The 16,312-nt window shown below is 61.2% G+C and carries 19 protein-coding genes; 6 read left to right on the top strand and 13 right to left on the bottom strand.

What is annotated here, in order from left to right:
• Positions 1–253: 253 nt before the first annotated feature.
• From OWC48_RS19020 to OWC48_RS19010, 3 genes are all read right to left on the bottom strand, one after another.
• On the bottom strand, positions 254–493 hold the full coding sequence (locus tag OWC48_RS19020) for a DUF6894 family protein (RefSeq protein WP_282521334.1): 240 nt from the start codon (positions 491–493) through the stop codon (positions 254–256).
• Entirely contained in the window at positions 490–768 is a 279-nt protein-coding gene (locus tag OWC48_RS19015; protein WP_282521333.1) for a Crp/Fnr family transcriptional regulator, read from the bottom strand. The genes OWC48_RS19020 and OWC48_RS19015 overlap by 4 nt, the downstream gene beginning before the upstream one ends.
• Positions 769–830: 62 nt before the next feature.
• Complete coding sequence (locus OWC48_RS19010) at positions 831–1,223, bottom strand: cyclic nucleotide-binding domain-containing protein (RefSeq protein WP_282521332.1); 393 nt, start codon at positions 1,221–1,223, stop codon at positions 831–833.
• Positions 1,224–1,864: 641 nt separating this feature from the next.
• On the opposite strand from OWC48_RS19010, the gene OWC48_RS19000 reads away from it, so the two are divergent.
• The 3 genes from OWC48_RS19000 to OWC48_RS47565 all read left to right on the top strand — a co-directional run bounded on the left by OWC48_RS19000 (position 1,865) and on the right by OWC48_RS47565 (position 3,001).
• Positions 1,865–2,179, top strand: coding sequence for a hypothetical protein (locus OWC48_RS19000; protein ID WP_282521588.1), 315 nt, complete (start codon positions 1,865–1,867; stop codon positions 2,177–2,179).
• 43 nt (positions 2,180–2,222) lie between these two features.
• Positions 2,223–2,384, top strand: a complete 162-nt coding sequence (locus OWC48_RS18995; protein ID WP_282521330.1) for a DUF2934 domain-containing protein — start codon at positions 2,223–2,225, stop codon at positions 2,382–2,384.
• Positions 2,385–2,593: 209 nt separating this feature from the next.
• Positions 2,594–3,001, top strand: a complete 408-nt coding sequence (locus tag OWC48_RS47565; protein ID WP_282521329.1) for a hypothetical protein — start codon at positions 2,594–2,596, stop codon at positions 2,999–3,001.
• Positions 3,002–3,274: 273 nt separating this feature from the next.
• On the opposite strand, the gene OWC48_RS18985 is transcribed toward OWC48_RS47565, so the two are convergent.
• A complete protein-coding gene (locus OWC48_RS18985) occupies positions 3,275–4,441 on the bottom strand; it encodes an AI-2E family transporter (RefSeq protein WP_282521328.1) in 1,167 nt (388 codons plus the stop codon).
• Positions 4,442–5,113: 672 nt separating this feature from the next.
• Entirely contained in the window at positions 5,114–5,836 is a 723-nt protein-coding gene (locus OWC48_RS18980) for a DUF72 domain-containing protein (protein ID WP_282521327.1), read from the bottom strand.
• A 158-nt stretch (positions 5,837–5,994) separates the two neighbouring features.
• On the opposite strand from OWC48_RS18980, the gene OWC48_RS18975 reads away from it, so the two are divergent.
• The 3 genes from OWC48_RS18975 (at position 5,995) to OWC48_RS18965 (ending at position 9,699) form a co-directional block, all read left to right on the top strand.
• Positions 5,995–8,316, top strand: a complete 2,322-nt coding sequence (locus OWC48_RS18975) for an FdhF/YdeP family oxidoreductase (RefSeq protein WP_282521326.1) — start codon at positions 5,995–5,997, stop codon at positions 8,314–8,316.
• A 130-nt stretch (positions 8,317–8,446) separates the two neighbouring features.
• Positions 8,447–8,740 (top strand): hypothetical protein, encoded by a 294-nt coding sequence (locus OWC48_RS18970; RefSeq protein WP_282521325.1) that lies wholly within the window; start codon positions 8,447–8,449, stop codon positions 8,738–8,740.
• A 41-nt stretch (positions 8,741–8,781) separates the two neighbouring features.
• Positions 8,782–9,699, top strand: a complete 918-nt coding sequence (locus OWC48_RS18965; RefSeq protein WP_282521324.1) for a cytochrome c — start codon at positions 8,782–8,784, stop codon at positions 9,697–9,699.
• A 3-nt stretch (positions 9,700–9,702) separates the two neighbouring features.
• Here OWC48_RS18965 and OWC48_RS18960 read toward each other — a convergent pair whose 3' ends face one another.
• From OWC48_RS18960 to fdhD, 8 genes are all read right to left on the bottom strand, one after another.
• Positions 9,703–10,092: a cytochrome c family protein gene (locus OWC48_RS18960; RefSeq protein WP_282521323.1), complete on the bottom strand. Its 390-nt coding sequence runs from the start codon at positions 10,090–10,092 to the stop codon at positions 9,703–9,705.
• A 1-nt stretch (position 10,093) separates the two neighbouring features.
• Complete coding sequence (locus OWC48_RS18955; protein ID WP_271604758.1) at positions 10,094–10,990, bottom strand: cytochrome c oxidase assembly protein; 897 nt, start codon at positions 10,988–10,990, stop codon at positions 10,094–10,096.
• The gene (locus OWC48_RS18950) at positions 10,978–11,319 is read right to left on the bottom strand and encodes a hypothetical protein (protein ID WP_282521322.1); all 342 of its coding nucleotides are present in this window, start codon (positions 11,317–11,319) and stop codon (positions 10,978–10,980) included. Before OWC48_RS18950 ends, OWC48_RS18955 begins: the two co-directional genes overlap by 13 nt.
• Positions 11,316–11,918: a cytochrome c oxidase subunit 3 gene (locus OWC48_RS18945; protein ID WP_282521321.1), complete on the bottom strand. Its 603-nt coding sequence runs from the start codon at positions 11,916–11,918 to the stop codon at positions 11,316–11,318. The genes OWC48_RS18950 and OWC48_RS18945 overlap by 4 nt, the downstream gene beginning before the upstream one ends.
• Positions 11,915–13,828: a cytochrome c oxidase subunit I gene (ctaD, locus tag OWC48_RS18940; RefSeq protein WP_404979786.1), complete on the bottom strand. Its 1,914-nt coding sequence runs from the start codon at positions 13,826–13,828 to the stop codon at positions 11,915–11,917. The genes OWC48_RS18945 and ctaD overlap by 4 nt, the downstream gene beginning before the upstream one ends.
• Positions 13,825–14,799 (bottom strand): cytochrome c oxidase subunit II, encoded by a 975-nt coding sequence (gene coxB / locus OWC48_RS18935; protein ID WP_282521580.1) that lies wholly within the window; start codon positions 14,797–14,799, stop codon positions 13,825–13,827. Before coxB ends, ctaD begins: the two co-directional genes overlap by 4 nt.
• Positions 14,800–14,831: 32 nt before the next feature.
• Positions 14,832–15,389, bottom strand: coding sequence for a c-type cytochrome (locus OWC48_RS18930; RefSeq protein ID WP_282521320.1), 558 nt, complete (start codon positions 15,387–15,389; stop codon positions 14,832–14,834).
• Between the two features lie 77 nt (positions 15,390–15,466).
• On the bottom strand, positions 15,467–16,285 hold the full coding sequence (gene fdhD / locus OWC48_RS18925; protein ID WP_282521319.1) for a formate dehydrogenase accessory sulfurtransferase FdhD: 819 nt from the start codon (positions 16,283–16,285) through the stop codon (positions 15,467–15,469).
• Positions 16,286–16,312 lie beyond the last annotated feature (27 nt).

Here is a 16,312-nt window from a genome sequence, read left to right as displayed (position 1 = left end):
ACCCAAGACCCGGAGTCCGAAGCCATCGCCCACGGCCTCGTCAATGAGGCAAAGCGCGGTCTTGGGGAACGGGAACAGTCTGGTGGACGGACGGTGCGTGCGACTTCAACAGACACGCAGTCAAGAACACGCCCTATGCCGATTGGTAGTTCGGGTTAAGCGGCAGCTTTCAGAGCATCCAGTCGCTTGTGGAGAAACGCCAGAACGGCGCCCGTCCACGCGCTGACACTCGTGGACGCCGCTTGCCGATCGATCAATTATTTTCAGTCCTCTCGATCAACACCTTCACGGTGACCTGCGCGACTTTGACGTCGTCGGAGCGGACCTCTAAAACAACGTCGGCCGGTGGGAGAATCAATTGATCTCGCGCCATCAGAATCGCCGCATCGGCAGCTTCGAGTAGCGCTGCCTCGATGTCGGGAAATTCAATACTGCTGTCGGCAATTTCACCGGGCGCAGAAACATAGTATCGCTTTGGGCCTGATTGGGTCATTCGGTGCGTCCGCCCGGTGTAAGCTGATGTAGATACGCAGGATCGAACCCGCTGGTGACTTCCACCTTTGCAAAGTCCAAGAATACAACGTGGTTCCTGCGGATGTCCAAAAGCCCTTCGCTGCGAAATTTCTGAATGATGCGGTTTGCGTGAACCGCGCTAATTCCCAACGCCTCCGCAAGCTCGGACTGCGTCACTGGAAACTCAAACTGATCCTCGTCAACCAACCCGACAGCTGCCAATCGACGGTGTAGTTCGGCGAAAAGGTGAGCCATCCGCGCGGGAGCGTCCCGAGCACCGAGATTGACGATCCACTCTCTGAAGACCGCCGCGTCGATCAGCGTTCTCTCCACAAGGCGCGAGCAACGGATGGCCGGTCGTCGATGAGCCTCAAAATGTCGGAATGCGCGATGAAGCCCAAGGTGGCGTTGGATAGCGAAATCAGGTCGTGATCCATAGTTCTCAGAAAGAGGCTCTGGAGATCCGGAACGTCACCAGGGACATGGAAGGACAGGATTTGCCGTTTACCGGTGTCAGTGATTTTCGACCTGCATGCGAAACCTTTCACGAGTAGGCAGCAGGCATTTGGACGCTCGCCGACACGCACGATCGATGTTTGAGCTGCGACCTCACGGACAGTAACTGGCAGGTGCTCAATTGCCTTGGCGTCGTCGCCAGTGATGTGGGTGTCACTCCGCAGTTTGCGGATCAAAATGTCGATATGTGGCACATCGGGCCTTGTGGTTGTGCAGCGCAGTTCGGCTAGTTGGTAGGGACCGCTGCCAACCGAGCAGAGAGGCAGTGGTTCCTCATGCTGCCCGTGCGGATGGTTGGAACCCCCGGCGGAAATGATCTGGTTTCGCGCTCCTCAAGCTGGCCGGCGATCCTTCTTTGAGGGGGCAGGTGGCGAACTAAAGCCCCGGCTCGCCACGAACCAGTTTAGGGCATTGAGCTACGCCCGAAGTAAATGGCCATCGAAGGAGCAGGCGTACAGTCAATTTCATTGATGACGATTGCGAGCAAAAAGTTGAGATATGAGTAATTTACTCAGGCGGGAAGAATGACCGCGCCTCTAACCTTTGTTGTATCTGACCTGTGGAGGCAGGAGTAGCCTTCGGCCATCACCGCGCGGACACTTGGCAGCTATCGGTGATGAGATCGCCCCATCACAGCGCTCCCGCCTTCCTCAAACGGAAAGGAGCAGCGCATGCAAAAGCGGCGTCGTTTCAAACAGACCCAAACGTTGGAAGAACGTCTTTCAGCCGCAGCGCAATCGCTCAGGCAAAGGGCGAAAGAACTAGCGCCCGGAAAGGAGCGTGAGCATCTTTTACGCCAAGCTCGTCAAACGGAGACCGCCTCCCATATCGAGGAGTGGTTGAGATCGCCGGGCTTGCGTCCTCCCCAGTGATAGCAACAAGTCGCGTTCTGATCGATTTTGTCGTGATGGCAGAGTCGTTTGGAAACTCTTTCACGTTCGTTGAAGTTACGCCTGATGACGGGTCGGAAAAGCAGCTTTGGATAGCCTACGCCAAACCGTCACAGGCAGTGACACTTGTGCTTGCGGAAGTGTCTGAGGGATGGACGGCAGAGATCCTGCCAGCAGAGATTACGGACGACCAGCAGGATACTTTCGAAGAGTTGGAGCTTATGCCGGGAGACGTCTATCGGCTGACCCCCAAATATTAGCACCACGCGTTCCCAGCCGCCGTTCGACAACCGGAGTAGTCCAATGAACAACCGTATTGACGAAGCTGTTGCCACCCGCGCCTACGAGCTTTGGGAGAAGGCCGGGAAACCGGAAGGGCGAGACGAGGACTTCTGGCGCCTGGCAGAGCAGGAGTTGCTCAACGAGGATAGAGGCTCGCCCATGCGGACGCCCGACACGTTATAGGATAAGTACGTGGAAATACATGGCGAGGATTATCGCCATGCTGAGGATAATGATGCCGATAAAGAATCGGCCCATCAATTCTCCTCCCGGACGCCCTTGAACTTCTTCGCGCTGGTCTTGACGGCAAAGAACTTGAGAAACCAGCGAGGTCGGCGGAAAGGCCTATTGGGAGGCCACCAACGATGTGGCGCTGATCAACAGGCTGGCGGGTGAATTTCCAGGTTACACTTCTGAAGATCTTGGTGAGCTACCCCAACGGGTTTGCCACGATTGTCGATGTGAAGCGTGACATGGCGATCCTGGCGACCAGTGGACGAGAATGGACAGAGCGGACGAAGCGCCTTGGAGCGCGGGTGCCCGATCTAGACATCTTTTCGCAGCGCCTCGTCATACGCGATAACGGTGGCTGGAGGATCACTGACGAGGGCCGCTCCGTGTTGTCTTTCATGGAGGGCCGCGAGCCGGCCGCAAAGCCAGTATTAGAAGTTCTCGCTCGCGAAGACGCTCCCGCCCCAATGCCGCCATTCCCGCGGCTCGCCGACAGGGCCTTGCGCCGACGTCAACGCCGGGAACGACGACGAGAGGCGCAGCAGCGTGCTCGTGCGAACGCCTCGTAGATAGCTCGTCATGGCGCGCTCGCTCGACGACAAGTTGGTGAAGATCGTCAGATGTGCCTGGCAGACGGCCGGCAACGCGTCTGCGGCGGTGAAGCACGAGATAGCGAATGCACTGGAAAAACTTTGGAGAGCAGGGCGCCTTGAGCGGCAAACCCAGGAAATAAGAGTCGGTGCGAAGGAGGAGGCGGGGTCTGCGTCGTATCCGATGTCGCCTGAATCAGCGCTCGCTGTGAGGCTTATGCGAAAGCCCTTTCGGGGCCGCATGTAGTGCAATTAGTCAGAGGTGCTTTGCTCTTCAGGCCGAAAAATCCACCCTCGCCAGACCGTCAACAGCACGGCCATGATGACGGGTCCTAAAAACAAGCCGAGTAGACCGAAGGCAGCCAGCCCCCCGAATATGCCGACGAACGCAAAGAGGAAAGGGAGCCGTGCCGCGCCCCCGACCAGAGTTGGCCATACAAAGTGGTCCCCCGCGAGCATGACGATTCCGCCCCAGACAAAGACGCATGCGGCCGCGATCCCGCTGCCACCGCTGGACAAGAGCATTGCGGCAGCGGCCGTGAACACTGCCCAAGCACCGAACGGAAGCATCGCAAAAGCCGTGGTTATAATGGTAAACATTATGGCATTTGGTACGCCTGCAGCAACGTATCCAACGCCGATCAACAGGCCCTCGCCGATGGCGACGATCACAGTACCGTTCACCGTCCCTCGAATTGAATCCACGATCTTCTGCACCACGCCCTCGCCGGGGTGCCCCAGGATACGATCGCACGTCTCGACGGTGCGGTTAGCGACCGAGCGGCCGTTGTTGAGTAGCACGAACAAGGCAAACAATGAGAAGAAGAGCATGAACAGGCGACGCATCAGCTGACCGCCGAGCGTGTTAAACAGACCAGACGCATCATCCGCATTGACGGTCTTAAGCCAAGCCGTCGCGGCTTTCGGATTCGATAGGTTATCGCGCCACCATTGCTGCACGATTTCTGCTACGACCGGCAGGCGAGCGATCCAGTCGGGCACTTCGATTCCGCTCTCCCTGGCCTTCTTCAGCCAGTTCGCGATATCACCGCCTTGCTCGGCAACCTGGTAGACGGCAAGCGCCATAGGCGTAAATAGGATAAGCGCGACGATCGCCGTGAAGGCGACGGCTGCCAGCCTTGTTGGGCCTGAGGTGAGCCGTGCCGCAAACTTAATGTAGAGAGGCCACAAGGTGACGGCTAGAATGGTCGCCCAGATCAAAGGTGGCAGAAATCCCCCGGCGGTCCACAACGAGAGCGCTACCACCGCTACTGCAAAGATCACCCGGGCATTCATGCGCGCGCCCGAACCAAGGGGCAGTGGCTTTTGCTGTGCCGAGTTGCGAGACGCTTCGCGATCCGATGCTGTCGGTGTGCCGGGCTTGGCTATCCGCTTGCTAACCGCGTTCGGGTGACCCACTTAGTACCTCGCTTGGCGGCCCGGCGCTCATCGATCCTACCGGTGTCGCAAATCTGATGGCGGCAAGCAGGCACCGCTCGCCGGAAAACACCCGAGGCTTGCTCGGGGTTCCATTCAAGGTGCGGCCTTCGCTCTTGCAGGCAGCCGAAGACCATTCTTCACGAAAAGGGCTGGCGTCGGTCTTACAGGTCGGGCTGCCGATATGGGATGTCCGGTTTTTCGGAATCTGCGTAAGCCCATATAATTGCGGTTCTTGTTGACGCCATTCCGAGATGATGCCGCAGAACGGCCAGGTCTTGCTCGCCAATCTTTCAGTTTCGGATCGGCCCCGCCTTCAGCGTAACGTTCAGCGCAACGTTGAAAAAAGGATTCGGCGCCGAAGTGCTGCAGTTGATCGAAGCCAAGTCAGGCCACCTCAAGAAATGGATGCTGTCCGCGAGGTCGGCGCTCCCGACAAAGGCGTGGATCGGCAGAAGCTCGGCAGTCGTAATCCCAAGCGAGCGCAAATAGGCGGGAACGTCGGCATGGGCGAAAGCCCTTCACGTGCATCTCATAAACGATCTAAACCGGCCGCAATCGTTGAAGGTCGAAGGCTCCGACGAGCTGATCGTCAACGGCAAGATCGATCTGGCCGACCGCCGGCTCCGTGGCTGGCGGCCCCTAGCTCAATCGCTACAGCATCTCTCGCAAAGCCTGCGCGTCGGCCGGCGCCGCGCTTTTCTGGTCGTTGTCGAAATAGACATAGACGTCACAGCCTTGGCGCTTCCAGGACTTGAGTCGCTTGGCCCATTGGGCGAGCGCTGCCTGCGAATAGTGGCCGTGATAGCGTCCGCTCGGGCCATGGCCACGGACATAGACGAAGTCCGCCGTACGTTTCCAAGGCGCCGGCGCATCGTGATGGTCGGACAGGCAGAGCGAAATGTTCTCGTCGGACAGCATTCTGAGAATGCGCGGCTGATACCAGCTCGGGTGGCGAAATTCGAAACTGTAGCGGCGTTTCCGGGACAGCAGCTTGAAGAACGAGCCGAGCCGCTCGGCGTCCACCTCGAACTGAGGCGGAAGCTGAAACAGGATCGGCCCCGCCTTGCCGCGCAACAGCGACATGCGGTCCTCCAGCAGCTCGAGGCTGTTTTCGGAGCGATCTGAAAGACGCTTCCAGTGCGTGATGAACTTCGACGCCTTCCAGGCAAAGACAAAATCGCGGCCAGTCTGCTGCCGCCATGCCGTCACTGCCTCCGGCGTCGGCGTGCGGTAGAACACCCCGTTCAGCTCCGTGGTGTCGAACTGATCGGCATAGTAGCTGAGCTGGTCTTTGATCCGAAGCTCCCGGGGAAAGAACGGACCTCGCCAGGATGCGTAGTGCCAGCCCGAGGTGCCGATAAGAATGCGTGCCATTCGGACGTCGTCCAATTTAATCGGCGTTGCCAATAGGCCGTGCATGACGCCTCCAACGATCTATCGACGCTCCGACCAGAGCAATGTTCCTGATCCCGAGGAACTGGCGATGATCTCTCAGGTTTTCCCCTAACAGACTTGATGTTGAGGAACCCGGCATGCGGCAAAAGGCAAAGATTGAAAGTTACGACGCGCCCGCTGGCGGTTGGGGCTCGCTCAGTGCGGTGGCTCACATCCTCACGCAAGAAGAAGTTGCACTTCTCGGCAGCGAGATATTGCTGAAGCAGAACAAGACTGGCGGCTTCATGTGCGTAAGCTGCTCCTGGGCCAAGCCCGCAGAGCCGCGCATGTTCGAGTTCTGCGAGAACGGCGCCAAGGCGACTGCCTGGGAGATAACAGGCAAGACCGTCACGCCGGATTTTTTCGCGCAGCACACGCTCACCGAGCTACGAACCTGGTCTGACCATCAACTGGAGGAGCAGGGGCGCCTGACGACGCCAATGCGCTACGATCCCAGCAGCGACAAATATCTGCCCGTCGACTGGAACGAAGCTTTCCGGCAAATCGGCACAGAATTGAACGCGCTCGATCCGCGCTCGGTCATCATGTACACCTCCGGCCGTGCCTCGCTGGAAGCGAGCTATATGTACCAGCTGTTCGGCCGGATGTACGGCACCAACAATTTCCCTGACAGCTCGAACATGTGCCACGAAACGACATCGGTGGCGTTGCCGGAAGTGATCGGCGTCCCGGTCGGAACGGTGCTGCTGAAGGATTTCGACGAGACCGATTGCATCTTCTTCTTCGGTCACAACACCACGACGAACGCGCCGCGCATGCTGCATCCGCTCCAGGAAGCCGCCCAACGCGGGGTGCCGATCGTCACGTTCAACCCGCTCCGGGAGCGCGGACTGGAGCGCTTCGTCAATCCGCAAAGTCCCGTTCAGATGATTGCGGGCGGCACACGCATCAGCTCGCAATACTATCAGGTGCGGATCGGGGGCGACGCCGCGGCCATCGCCGGCATCTGCAAATGGATTATCGAGTCGGATGATATCGCGCGAACGAACGGTGGTCCACGCGTGATCGACGTCGCGTTCGTCGAACAGCATACCGCCGGCTTCGAGGAATTTGCCGCGTTTTGTCGCGCCCAGGATTGGGACCAGATCGAAAGGGCATCGGGACTTTCGCGAACCGCCATGCTGGACGCGGCCAACACCTATATGGCGGCCAATGCCGTCATCGCCAATTACGGCATGGGCATCACCCAGCACAAGCACGGCGTCGAAACGGCTAAGATGATCGTCAATCTACTGCTATTGGGCGGCAATATCGGCAAGCCCGGCTCGGGGATTTCGCCGATCCGCGGACATTCCAACGTGCAGGGCCAGCGTACCGTCGGCATCTCCGAAAAGTCCAAGCTCGTGCCGCTCGACAAGCTCGCCGACCTCTACGACTTCGAGCCGCCGCGATGGGACGGCCTTTCGACCGTGGATGCCTGCGAAGGCATTTTGAATGGAGACGTGCGCGGCTTCGTCAGCCTTGGCGGCAATTTTGTGCGCGCAATCCCGGAGCGATCGCTGATGGAGCCCGCATGGTCGGGCCTGCGCCTCTCGGTCCAGATCGCGACAAAGCTCAATCGCAGCCACATCGTCCCGGGCGAGGTGACGTATCTGCTGCCGTGTCTCGGTCGGATCGAGATCGACCAGCAGGCAAGCGGCCCGCAGGCCGTGTCGATGGAGGATTCGACAACCTGCGTTCATGGCTCGCGCGGTCAGCGCCAGCCGGTGGCGGACAATCTCTTGTCAGAGCCGGCGATCGTCGCCGCGCTGGCCAAAGCCACGCTGGGGCCTAATCCCGCGGTCGACTGGGATGCCTGGGTCGCTGATTACGCGCAGGTGCGGGACGCCATTGAACGTACCTATCCGGAGCAGTTCAAGGATTTCAACAAACGCATGTTCGAACCCGGCGGCTTCCCTCGGCCGTTGCCGGCCCGAGAGCGCAAGTGGAAGACGCCCAACGGTAAGGCGAACTTCACCGTGCCCAAGGCGGCATTTGCGTCGCCGCGAGAAGGCGACGGCATCTATGAGCTGATGACGATGCGTGCGGATGGCCAATTCAACACGACGATCTACACGGAAGACGATCGATTCAGGGGCATCCAGGGCAGTCGGTATGTCGTCCTGATGAATCCAGCCGATATGGAGGACGGTGGGCTGAAGTCCGGAGATACCGTCACGCTGGTCACCGAAGCGGGCGATGGTGTCGAACGCAGCCTGAGCGAGCTCCAAGTCGTGCCTTACGATATCCCGCGCAGGAGCCTTGCGGGCTACTACCCGGAATGCAATGGGCTGATCCCGCTGTGGCACTATGCCGAAGGCAGCAAGGTGCCCGCGGCGAAGTCCGTCCCGGTGCGCCTGTTCAAGGATATCATTCCGGAGATCATCGAAGGCGGCGAGATTCCGATCTCGACCGACTGAGCCCAACTGCAGAGCGTGGGCCTTTCGTGTTGTCGATAGGCCCGAGCTCTCCATTGGCGCCACAGGTGAATAGAAACTTCGACGGTCCTTCCGAATTGAACCGTCATCGACTTGATGATTGGAGTTTGAGATGAAGAAGATCGGATTAGTTGGAGCCGCTGTCGCCGTGATCGCAACAGTCGCGGTCACCCCCGCGGACGCACATTGGCGCGGCGGCGGATGGGGCGGCCCGGGCATTGGCTTCGGAATCGCAGCCGGAGCACTCGCGGCAGGAGCTTACGGGGCCTACGGTCCTTACGGATTTGGTCCGGGCTATGGCCCCGGCTACGCATATGGCCCCGCTTACGCCTATGGCCCCGGCTATGCTTATGGCGGACCTTACTACGGTCATCGTCGGTACTATCGGCATTATCGACACTGGTGATCTGACCACGGACTTGGCGTCGGCGGCGAACGAGGAGAAAAATGCGCAGACGCCTCTGGGTGATCTCAGCAGCCTCCGCGATCGTGGCCGCCGCTGCGGGGATCTGGTTCCTGACTGCGCCCGTGCGTTTCACTTCGGCAGAGGTAGGCCGTGTCTCTGACACCGCCGGCGATGCCGCACGCGGGAAGCTCATTTTTGCAGCCGGCGACTGCGCCTCCTGCCACGCCTCGCCGGGACAAGCTGATCGCTTGCATCTCGGCGGCGGATTAGCGCTCACCTCGCCCTTTGGCACGTTTCGCGCACCCAATATTTCGATGGATCCGGTAGACGGCATCGCACGCTGGACTGCGAAGGATCTCGCCAACGCGCTGCTGCGCGGTGTTTCTCCCGACGGTCGCCACTACTATCCCGTGTTTCCGTATTCGAGCTTCACGCACATGCGTTCCGAGGACGTCCAAGATCTCATGGCCTATCTGCGCACGCTCCCCGCCGTGAAGGGGCGTGCGCCTGATCACGAGCTCAATCTGGTTTTTGGCATTCGCCGCTTTGTGGGGTTCTGGAAGCTTCTCTACTTCAAGCCTGGACCGATCGTGGTCGATGCCGGACATGACGAGTCCTGGAATCGGGGGCGGTATCTGACCGAGGCGGTGGCTCACTGCGCGGAATGCCATTCATCACGAGATCTGTTCGGCGGCATTAAACCAGGGACCCGCTATGCCGGGGGGCAAGATCCTGAAGGCACCGGCTTCTATCCCAACATCACGCCGGCACGGATCGGTGACTGGTCGGAGCAGCAGGTGGCGGCGATGTTGCAGACCGGAAATACGCCCAATCATGGCCGCGTCGGCTCGTCGATGGCCGATGTCGTCACGAATACGGCGATGTTGCCGGACAGCGATCGCAAGGCGATCGCCGTCTATGTGAAGTCGCTGCCGCCCCGGCCGACGCCTCGTCCCTGATCCTCACTGCGCATAGAGATAGGCCGCGACATCGCGAGCCTCCGCCTCGCTGATCCCCGTGGCCGGCATCGCTGTCCTCGGCGAGAAAGCCTGCGGCGTTACGATCCATCCTATGAGATTGTCGGGCGAGTTGGTCACCACACCAGCGATATAGACGCGTTGACGCAGATCGGCGAGAGAGCTTCCGACCTGACCGTCGCCGCCGGGGATGCCGGAAATGGTATGACATCCGGCGCAGCCATAGCGGCGGATCAGGGCAGGCGCCCGGGCTGGATCGCCGGCGGTCATGGCCCGGGCGGTATTCTCGGTCTGCTTGCGGTAACTTTGGGCGAGCCCGCCTGCCACGGCGGAGGCAGTCAGTACGCCGGCTGCGACGATCAGGGCGATAAGCATTCTACTGCGCGTGAAGGGCATCGGTTCGCTCCGTTTGCTTGGCGGCACGCGTGATCCAAAGCGCAATCAGGGTCAGGGCCGCACCGGCGTAGATCGTTCCCGCCGGCACCCACATGATGATGCCGGCCAGCTGCTGGTCCTCCAGCGGAGTGAGCCCCCACGCCCCCGCAGCCTCCTGTTGCTCCCGGTAGAGCAGATGCGGCGCAAGCGCCATCAAGGCGCCGAGCACGCTGGTGTGCAGCATGGTGATGAAGACATGCCAGGCGGCGGCCCCGGTTTCACTACGCCTGAACACCGACCACCAGAACAGGACGGCCGTCAGGAAGAAGCTGAGATGCTGCGCCCGGTGCAGGAGGAGGTTGGAAACGGCTGCGTCGAACAGGAGCGGCGCGTGCCAGCCCCAGATCGCCATTCCGTGCAGGATCGTTGCGGTGCGACCGGCGCTGAAAAAGCCCCACACGGCGTCGGTGGCAGGCAGCCGCATCCAGCGGCCGATCGACAGGCGAACGCGGCGGGGCAGGGACCACAATAGCGTTCCAACCGGTCGCGCGATCACCAGCAACGGCGCGGCTACGGCCATCAGGATCTCGTGCTCGATCATGTGAAAGCTGAGCAGCCGTTCGCCAAGCCAGTGCAGCGGCGACACCAGCGCTGCGATCAGCGAGAGCCAGCCGGCGGCGCAGGCAACGACTTGCCAGAGTCCGGCACCAGGAACACGAGCCCGTCGCCGGAGCAGAACAAGCGCGCCGACGCCGTACATGAGACCAAAAACCATGAGAGGGAGGACGATCCAGGGATCGAGCGTCCAACGCGCGCCGCTCACGTCCGGGGTCAGCTCGTGGGCATGTGCCGCACCACCCGCCAGCAGGCCAGCCGTGATTGCCGCTATCTTTCGCATCCCGTCAGCACCAGAGAGGCCCCGCCCTGCATCGCAAGAGCAAAGGTGAAGAGGCAGGCGGAAAGGGCGCTGACCGCTCTGGCGAAATCGATCGTATGAGCGGGCGCGCTCGCGACCCCCAGCCTTCTTGCGCAAGACCACGACGCGACGCCCGACAGAGCCGTCAAGATTGCGCCTGCAAGGGAGATGATGGCGGAGACATGCAGCGTTGATCGGCAATCGACATCGGGCGGGATTTGTCCAAGCTGCATATTGACGGCCCAGATCACGGCGGCGAACCAGAGGCCGGCCCAGATCGTGAGATGGGTCAGGAATTTTGATGCGCTCATAGCCGTGCCAGCCAATAGATGCAGCCATAGATCGGAAGCCACGCCGCAACGACAAAGTTCCAATACATGGCGTTGTCCTGGACGTCGCCGAAGCGGCGGGCATTTTGCGCGTGGCGCGTAAACATCAGCGCGGCGAGGACCAGGGTGTCGGCGAGGTCGGTGATGATGTGCGTGGTGTGGAGGCCCAGCAGGAGCCAAACCACGGAGCCGTAGGCATTGGTGTCCCAACTGATCCGCAACGCAGGAAATTCGAAGACGCGCACGATCAGCGGCGCGATTCCCAGGATCGACATGACGACAAGGCCGATCCTGACCTTGCGCAGGTCTTGCTGCTCCGCCCAGCGCGAGATCAGGATGTTGGGCACCAGGCTGACGAGCAGAATGAGCGTCACCAATGTGCCGGGAAGCAGATCGGGTGGGGGAGCGTCGATCGGCCAAGTGGTCGCCAGGCTCATCAGATAGAGGTAGACGGCGATCGCCAGGGCAAAGCCGGTGCCCTCGATCAGCATGAAGGCGAGCGTGCCCCACCAGGTGGCACTCTGTGTCCCCATCCCGTGTAGCGGCAGCTTGCGGAGATCGAGCACGATCCTTTCCCTCATGCCTCGTCCTCCGGCGTTCCCTTGGGCCAGAACCAGCCGATCAGGGCGATCGCGATCGGGATCGAGCCCCACACCACCGCCCAGGGCGTGAATATCGACCAGATCAGCATGATGCTGGTTGCGATCGCCGTCAGCAGTGGCCAGATCGAATTCCGCGGCGAGGCCTCGCGCGCCTGTGGTTCGGCAGTATTGAGCGACGTCACCACCAGCTCGCGCCGATCGGTACGCAGGCCCTTTGCCACAGCAAGCGCATCGCGGCAATCCCAGAGCGGATGCAAACTATTGACGACGGGGATCATCGCAAAATTGAAGCTGGGCGGAGGCGACGAGGTGGCCCACTCCAAAGTGGCTGCATCCCAGGGATTGTCGGAAGCGACGTCGCCGGCCCACGCGCTCCGGATGACATTAATGAAGAACACCAAGAACCCGGCGGTGAGCACGATGGAGCTGAGGCTCGCGAACACATTAAGAGCGTGCCAAGGCAGGTCGGGCTGATAGGTGTAGATTCGCCGCGGCATGCCCTCCAATCCGAGGATATGCATTGGAAAGAAGGTGGCGTTAAAGCCGGTGATGATCAGCCAGAACGACCACTGCCCAAGCGTCTCGCTCATCATCCGTCCGGTGAGCTTGGGAAACCAATAGTGGATGGCGCCCAGTAGCGGGAAAACGGCGCCGCCGACCAGCACATAATGGAAATGCGCGACGACGAAATACGTGTCGTGCACCTGGGTGTCGAACGGGACGGAGGCAACCATCACCCCGGTAAGGCCGCCGATGACAAAGGTGACGAAGAAACCGATGATGAAGAGGAGCGGCGTCTTGAACACCGGCCTGCCGTCCCACAGCGTCGCCAGCCAGCAGAAGATCTGAATGCCGGCAGGGATCGCGATGGCCATGCTGGACGCCGTGAAAAAGCTCTCACCTAGTCGTGGCAGACCCGCCACGAACATGTGGTGCACCCACAGGCCGAAGGCGAGGATGCCGGTTGCAATCAGCGCCATCACCAGACCGAGATAGCCGAAGGCCGGTCGCCTCGCGAACGGTTCGATCATGGTCGAGACCATGCCGGCCGCCGGCAGGAAGATGATGTAGACCTCGGGATGGCCGAAGAACCAGAATAAATGCTGCCAGAGCAGCACGTCACCGCCCTCGGCCGGATTGAAGAAGTGCGTGCCGACGAGGCGGTCGAGGATCAGGCTGGTGCTGGCGACCATGATCGCCGGCATCGCCATGATGATCAGGAAGGACGTCACCAGCATCGCCCACACGAACACGGGGATGCGGTCGAGCGTCATGCCCGGCGCGCGTTGCTTGAAGACGGTGACCACCATCTCCACAGCGACTGCGAGCGCGGAGACTTCGGTAAAGGTGATCATCTGTGCCCAGATGTCGGCGCGCTTGCCGGCGGCATATTGCGGCCCGGATAGCGGCACATAGGCGAACCAGCCGACGTCCGGTCCCATGTCGAGCGCAAAGGCAATCCAGAGCAGCGCGCCGCCGGCAAGATAGATCCAGTAGGAGAATGCGTTGAGGCGAGGGAAGGCGATGTTGCGGGTGCCGACCATCAGCGGCACCAGATAGACCGCCACGGCCTCCATTACAGGCACGGCAAACAGGAACATCATGTTGGCGCCGTGCATGGTGAAGATCTGATTATAGCGGTCGGGACCAAGCAGGCGCGCCTCTGGCTGCGCGAGCTGGATCCGCATCAGCACGGCGAGGACTCCTCCGAGCACGAGGAAGACAAAGGCCGTGAAGATGTAGCGGCGGCCGATGATCTTGTGATCGACGGTGGTGAGCGCGCCCCAGATGCCGGGCGGCGTCTTCCATGTCTCAGTCAACGCCTCTGTCAGGCACGAGCCTTGGATGTCGATGTCGCGCGTGTCGGACGCTTTGGCGGGCATGTTCATTTCAGGCTCGCCAGATAAGCAGAGACATCGCGCAACTCTTCCGGTGCGAGCGGCACCATCGGCATGTTATTGCCCGGCTTGATGGTCTGTGGATCGGCGATCCAGGCTGCGAGCGAGCCGCGCGTGGTTTCGAACAGCCCCGCCGCGATGGTCCGGCGGCTGCCGACATGGGTGAGATCGGGCCCCGTGGTGCCGGCTGCAATGGTGCCACGGATGGTGTGGCAGGCCGCGCACGGCTTCGTCAGGAACGTCTGCATTCCCGCAGCCGCCTCCTCTTCGACAGGCTGGGCCGCCGCATTCCGCTCCGCGTTCGCCCATTTGTCGAAATCGTCCTGCGACTCCGCGATCACCAGCAGCGCCATGTGCGCGTGCTGCATGCCGCAATATTCCGCGCACTGACCGCGATACACGCCAGGCTGCTCCGCCCGGATCGTGAGCTCATTGGAGCGGCCCGGGATCAGGTCTTGCTTGCCGGCGAGGCTCGGGACCCAGAATGAATGGATCACGTCGAGGCCCTCAAGCTTGAGGTGCACGCTGCGGCCAACCGGAATGTGGATCTCGTTGGCGGTCTCGAATCGCCGGGATGGATCCGGGCCGAGATACTCGATGCCCCACCACCATTGCAGGCCGCGCACCCGGATCGTCAGTTCGTCCTGGCCGGCGACGCTGAGACTGCGCGTGGCAAAGAAGCTCATGATGGTGAAGGTGCCGATGATGACGGCGGTGACGATGACGGCGCCGATGACCGCGATGGTCATGCGCCGTTCGCGGCCAGGCTGAGGTGGTGTCGACAGGCCTTCCCGCCGGTGCCACAAAGCCCAGATCAGCGCGACCATTACCAGCATCCAGACGACGGAGCAGACTGCGACGATCAGAAGGATGAGATGCTTCAGGCTGATTGCCGAGGTGCCGTGAACGTCGAGCGCGGATTGCCAATTGCTGCCGCACGCGGCCAGCGGCACGGCGAGCATCGCGCTCAAACAGATCTTGCTCAGGGCGCGGATCACGGCGTCGGTCCCTGATCCAAATGGACCGGCGAGGGGCCCTGATCAAATCGCAGTTTGGCCGGTGCGCGATTTTCGGCAGGTCGCGTCTGCTTCTCGTCGTTCCGGCTCGGCGCAGCGGTCTTGCCTTCATAGGAGCCGATGGTCTGTACATAGCCCGCAAGCTGCCAGATCTGATCCGTCGTCATCTTGTCTCGAAACGACGGCATGCCGTGGGGCCGCCCATCCCGGATCGAGGCGAAGATGGAGACCATCTCGGGGCCGTAGTACCACCAGCCGTCAAGGAAGCTCGGCCCGCTCCCACCCTGACCGTCGCCGTGACAGCTCTTGCAGCCGAACCACGAATACAGTCGTTTGCCTTGGCTCAGATTGTAGGCATTGGCCTCGTAAGGCTTGCCCAGTGCGAAATAGACCCGCGGTGGGGCGCCGGCGATGCCATTCGGCATCAACGCGATCTTGTCGAGCGCATCGGCTGTCGGCGGGTCGAGCCGCAACTGCCGCTGCTCCCGCTGGCAGCCCGCCAGGGCCGCCACAACTGCGAGGAGAATGCTGGTCATCCGCTTCATCTGACCCGTCAGCTCAAGGGAACTATAAATCGATGCGCTTCGGCTTGGTTCCTGCGAGTTCGGATTCCTTACCGTAAGCTTCCGGGCTGGCTGAAGACTTGGAACTCGCTGCCGCGCGCGACGCCGACCAGCGTGATTCCCGACGCGGTCGCAGTTCGGACGGCGAGTGCGGTCGGGGCAGAGACCGCGATCAGAATGCCGATGCCGATGGCTGCAGCCTTTTGCACCAGTTCGATCGACACGCGGCTGGTGAGAATGAGCGCGCCAGAGGACCCGGTCACGCCCTCTGCTTCCATCGCTCCCGCGAGCTTATCGAGGGCATTATGCCGGCCGACATCTTCACGCAGCAGCAACAACCCTAAGCCAGGCCGATATAGCCCGGCTGCGTGCGTTGCTCGGGTCGCACGATTGATATCCTGCGCCGCTGTCAGCGCATGCACGGCAGACGAAATGTCCTCGGCGGTAAGCGACAGGTGGTTTGTAATGTGGGGAACGGGCGGACAGGCGTCGGCCAGGCTTTCGATACCACAGAGGCCGCAACCCGTTGGGCCTACCAGACGCCGCCGCCGCGTTGCAAGGCGATCACTCCGGTCGGATGTGAGCCACATCCGCAGCTCCACGCTGTCCCCGTGCCGGACGATGTCCAAATCCTCGATCTCGGAAGGCCCGGCAATAATTCCCTCCGTCAGGCTAAACCCTATGGCGAGATCGGTGAGATCGGCGGGTGTCGCCATCACAACCGCAAGCGTCGTTCCGTTGTACGCCAGGGCTACGGGGGTCTCTTCAGCAAGCGTGCGGGCAGCAAGTCGCCCGTCCTGGTCGCGACAATCGACGCCGACGACCGCGTGCGGCAGGTTCGCTTGGCGCCTGAACTGCGAGCCGTGCAACGCGTCCTCCCTCAAAAAGAAGCGACG

The sequence above is a fragment of the Bradyrhizobium sp. Arg816 genome (assembly GCF_029989365.1).
GTDB lineage: Bacteria > Pseudomonadota > Alphaproteobacteria > Rhizobiales > Xanthobacteraceae > Bradyrhizobium.
The sequence above is the reverse complement of the archived record's forward strand: the minus strand, read 5'-3'. Positions and strand labels throughout refer to the sequence as shown.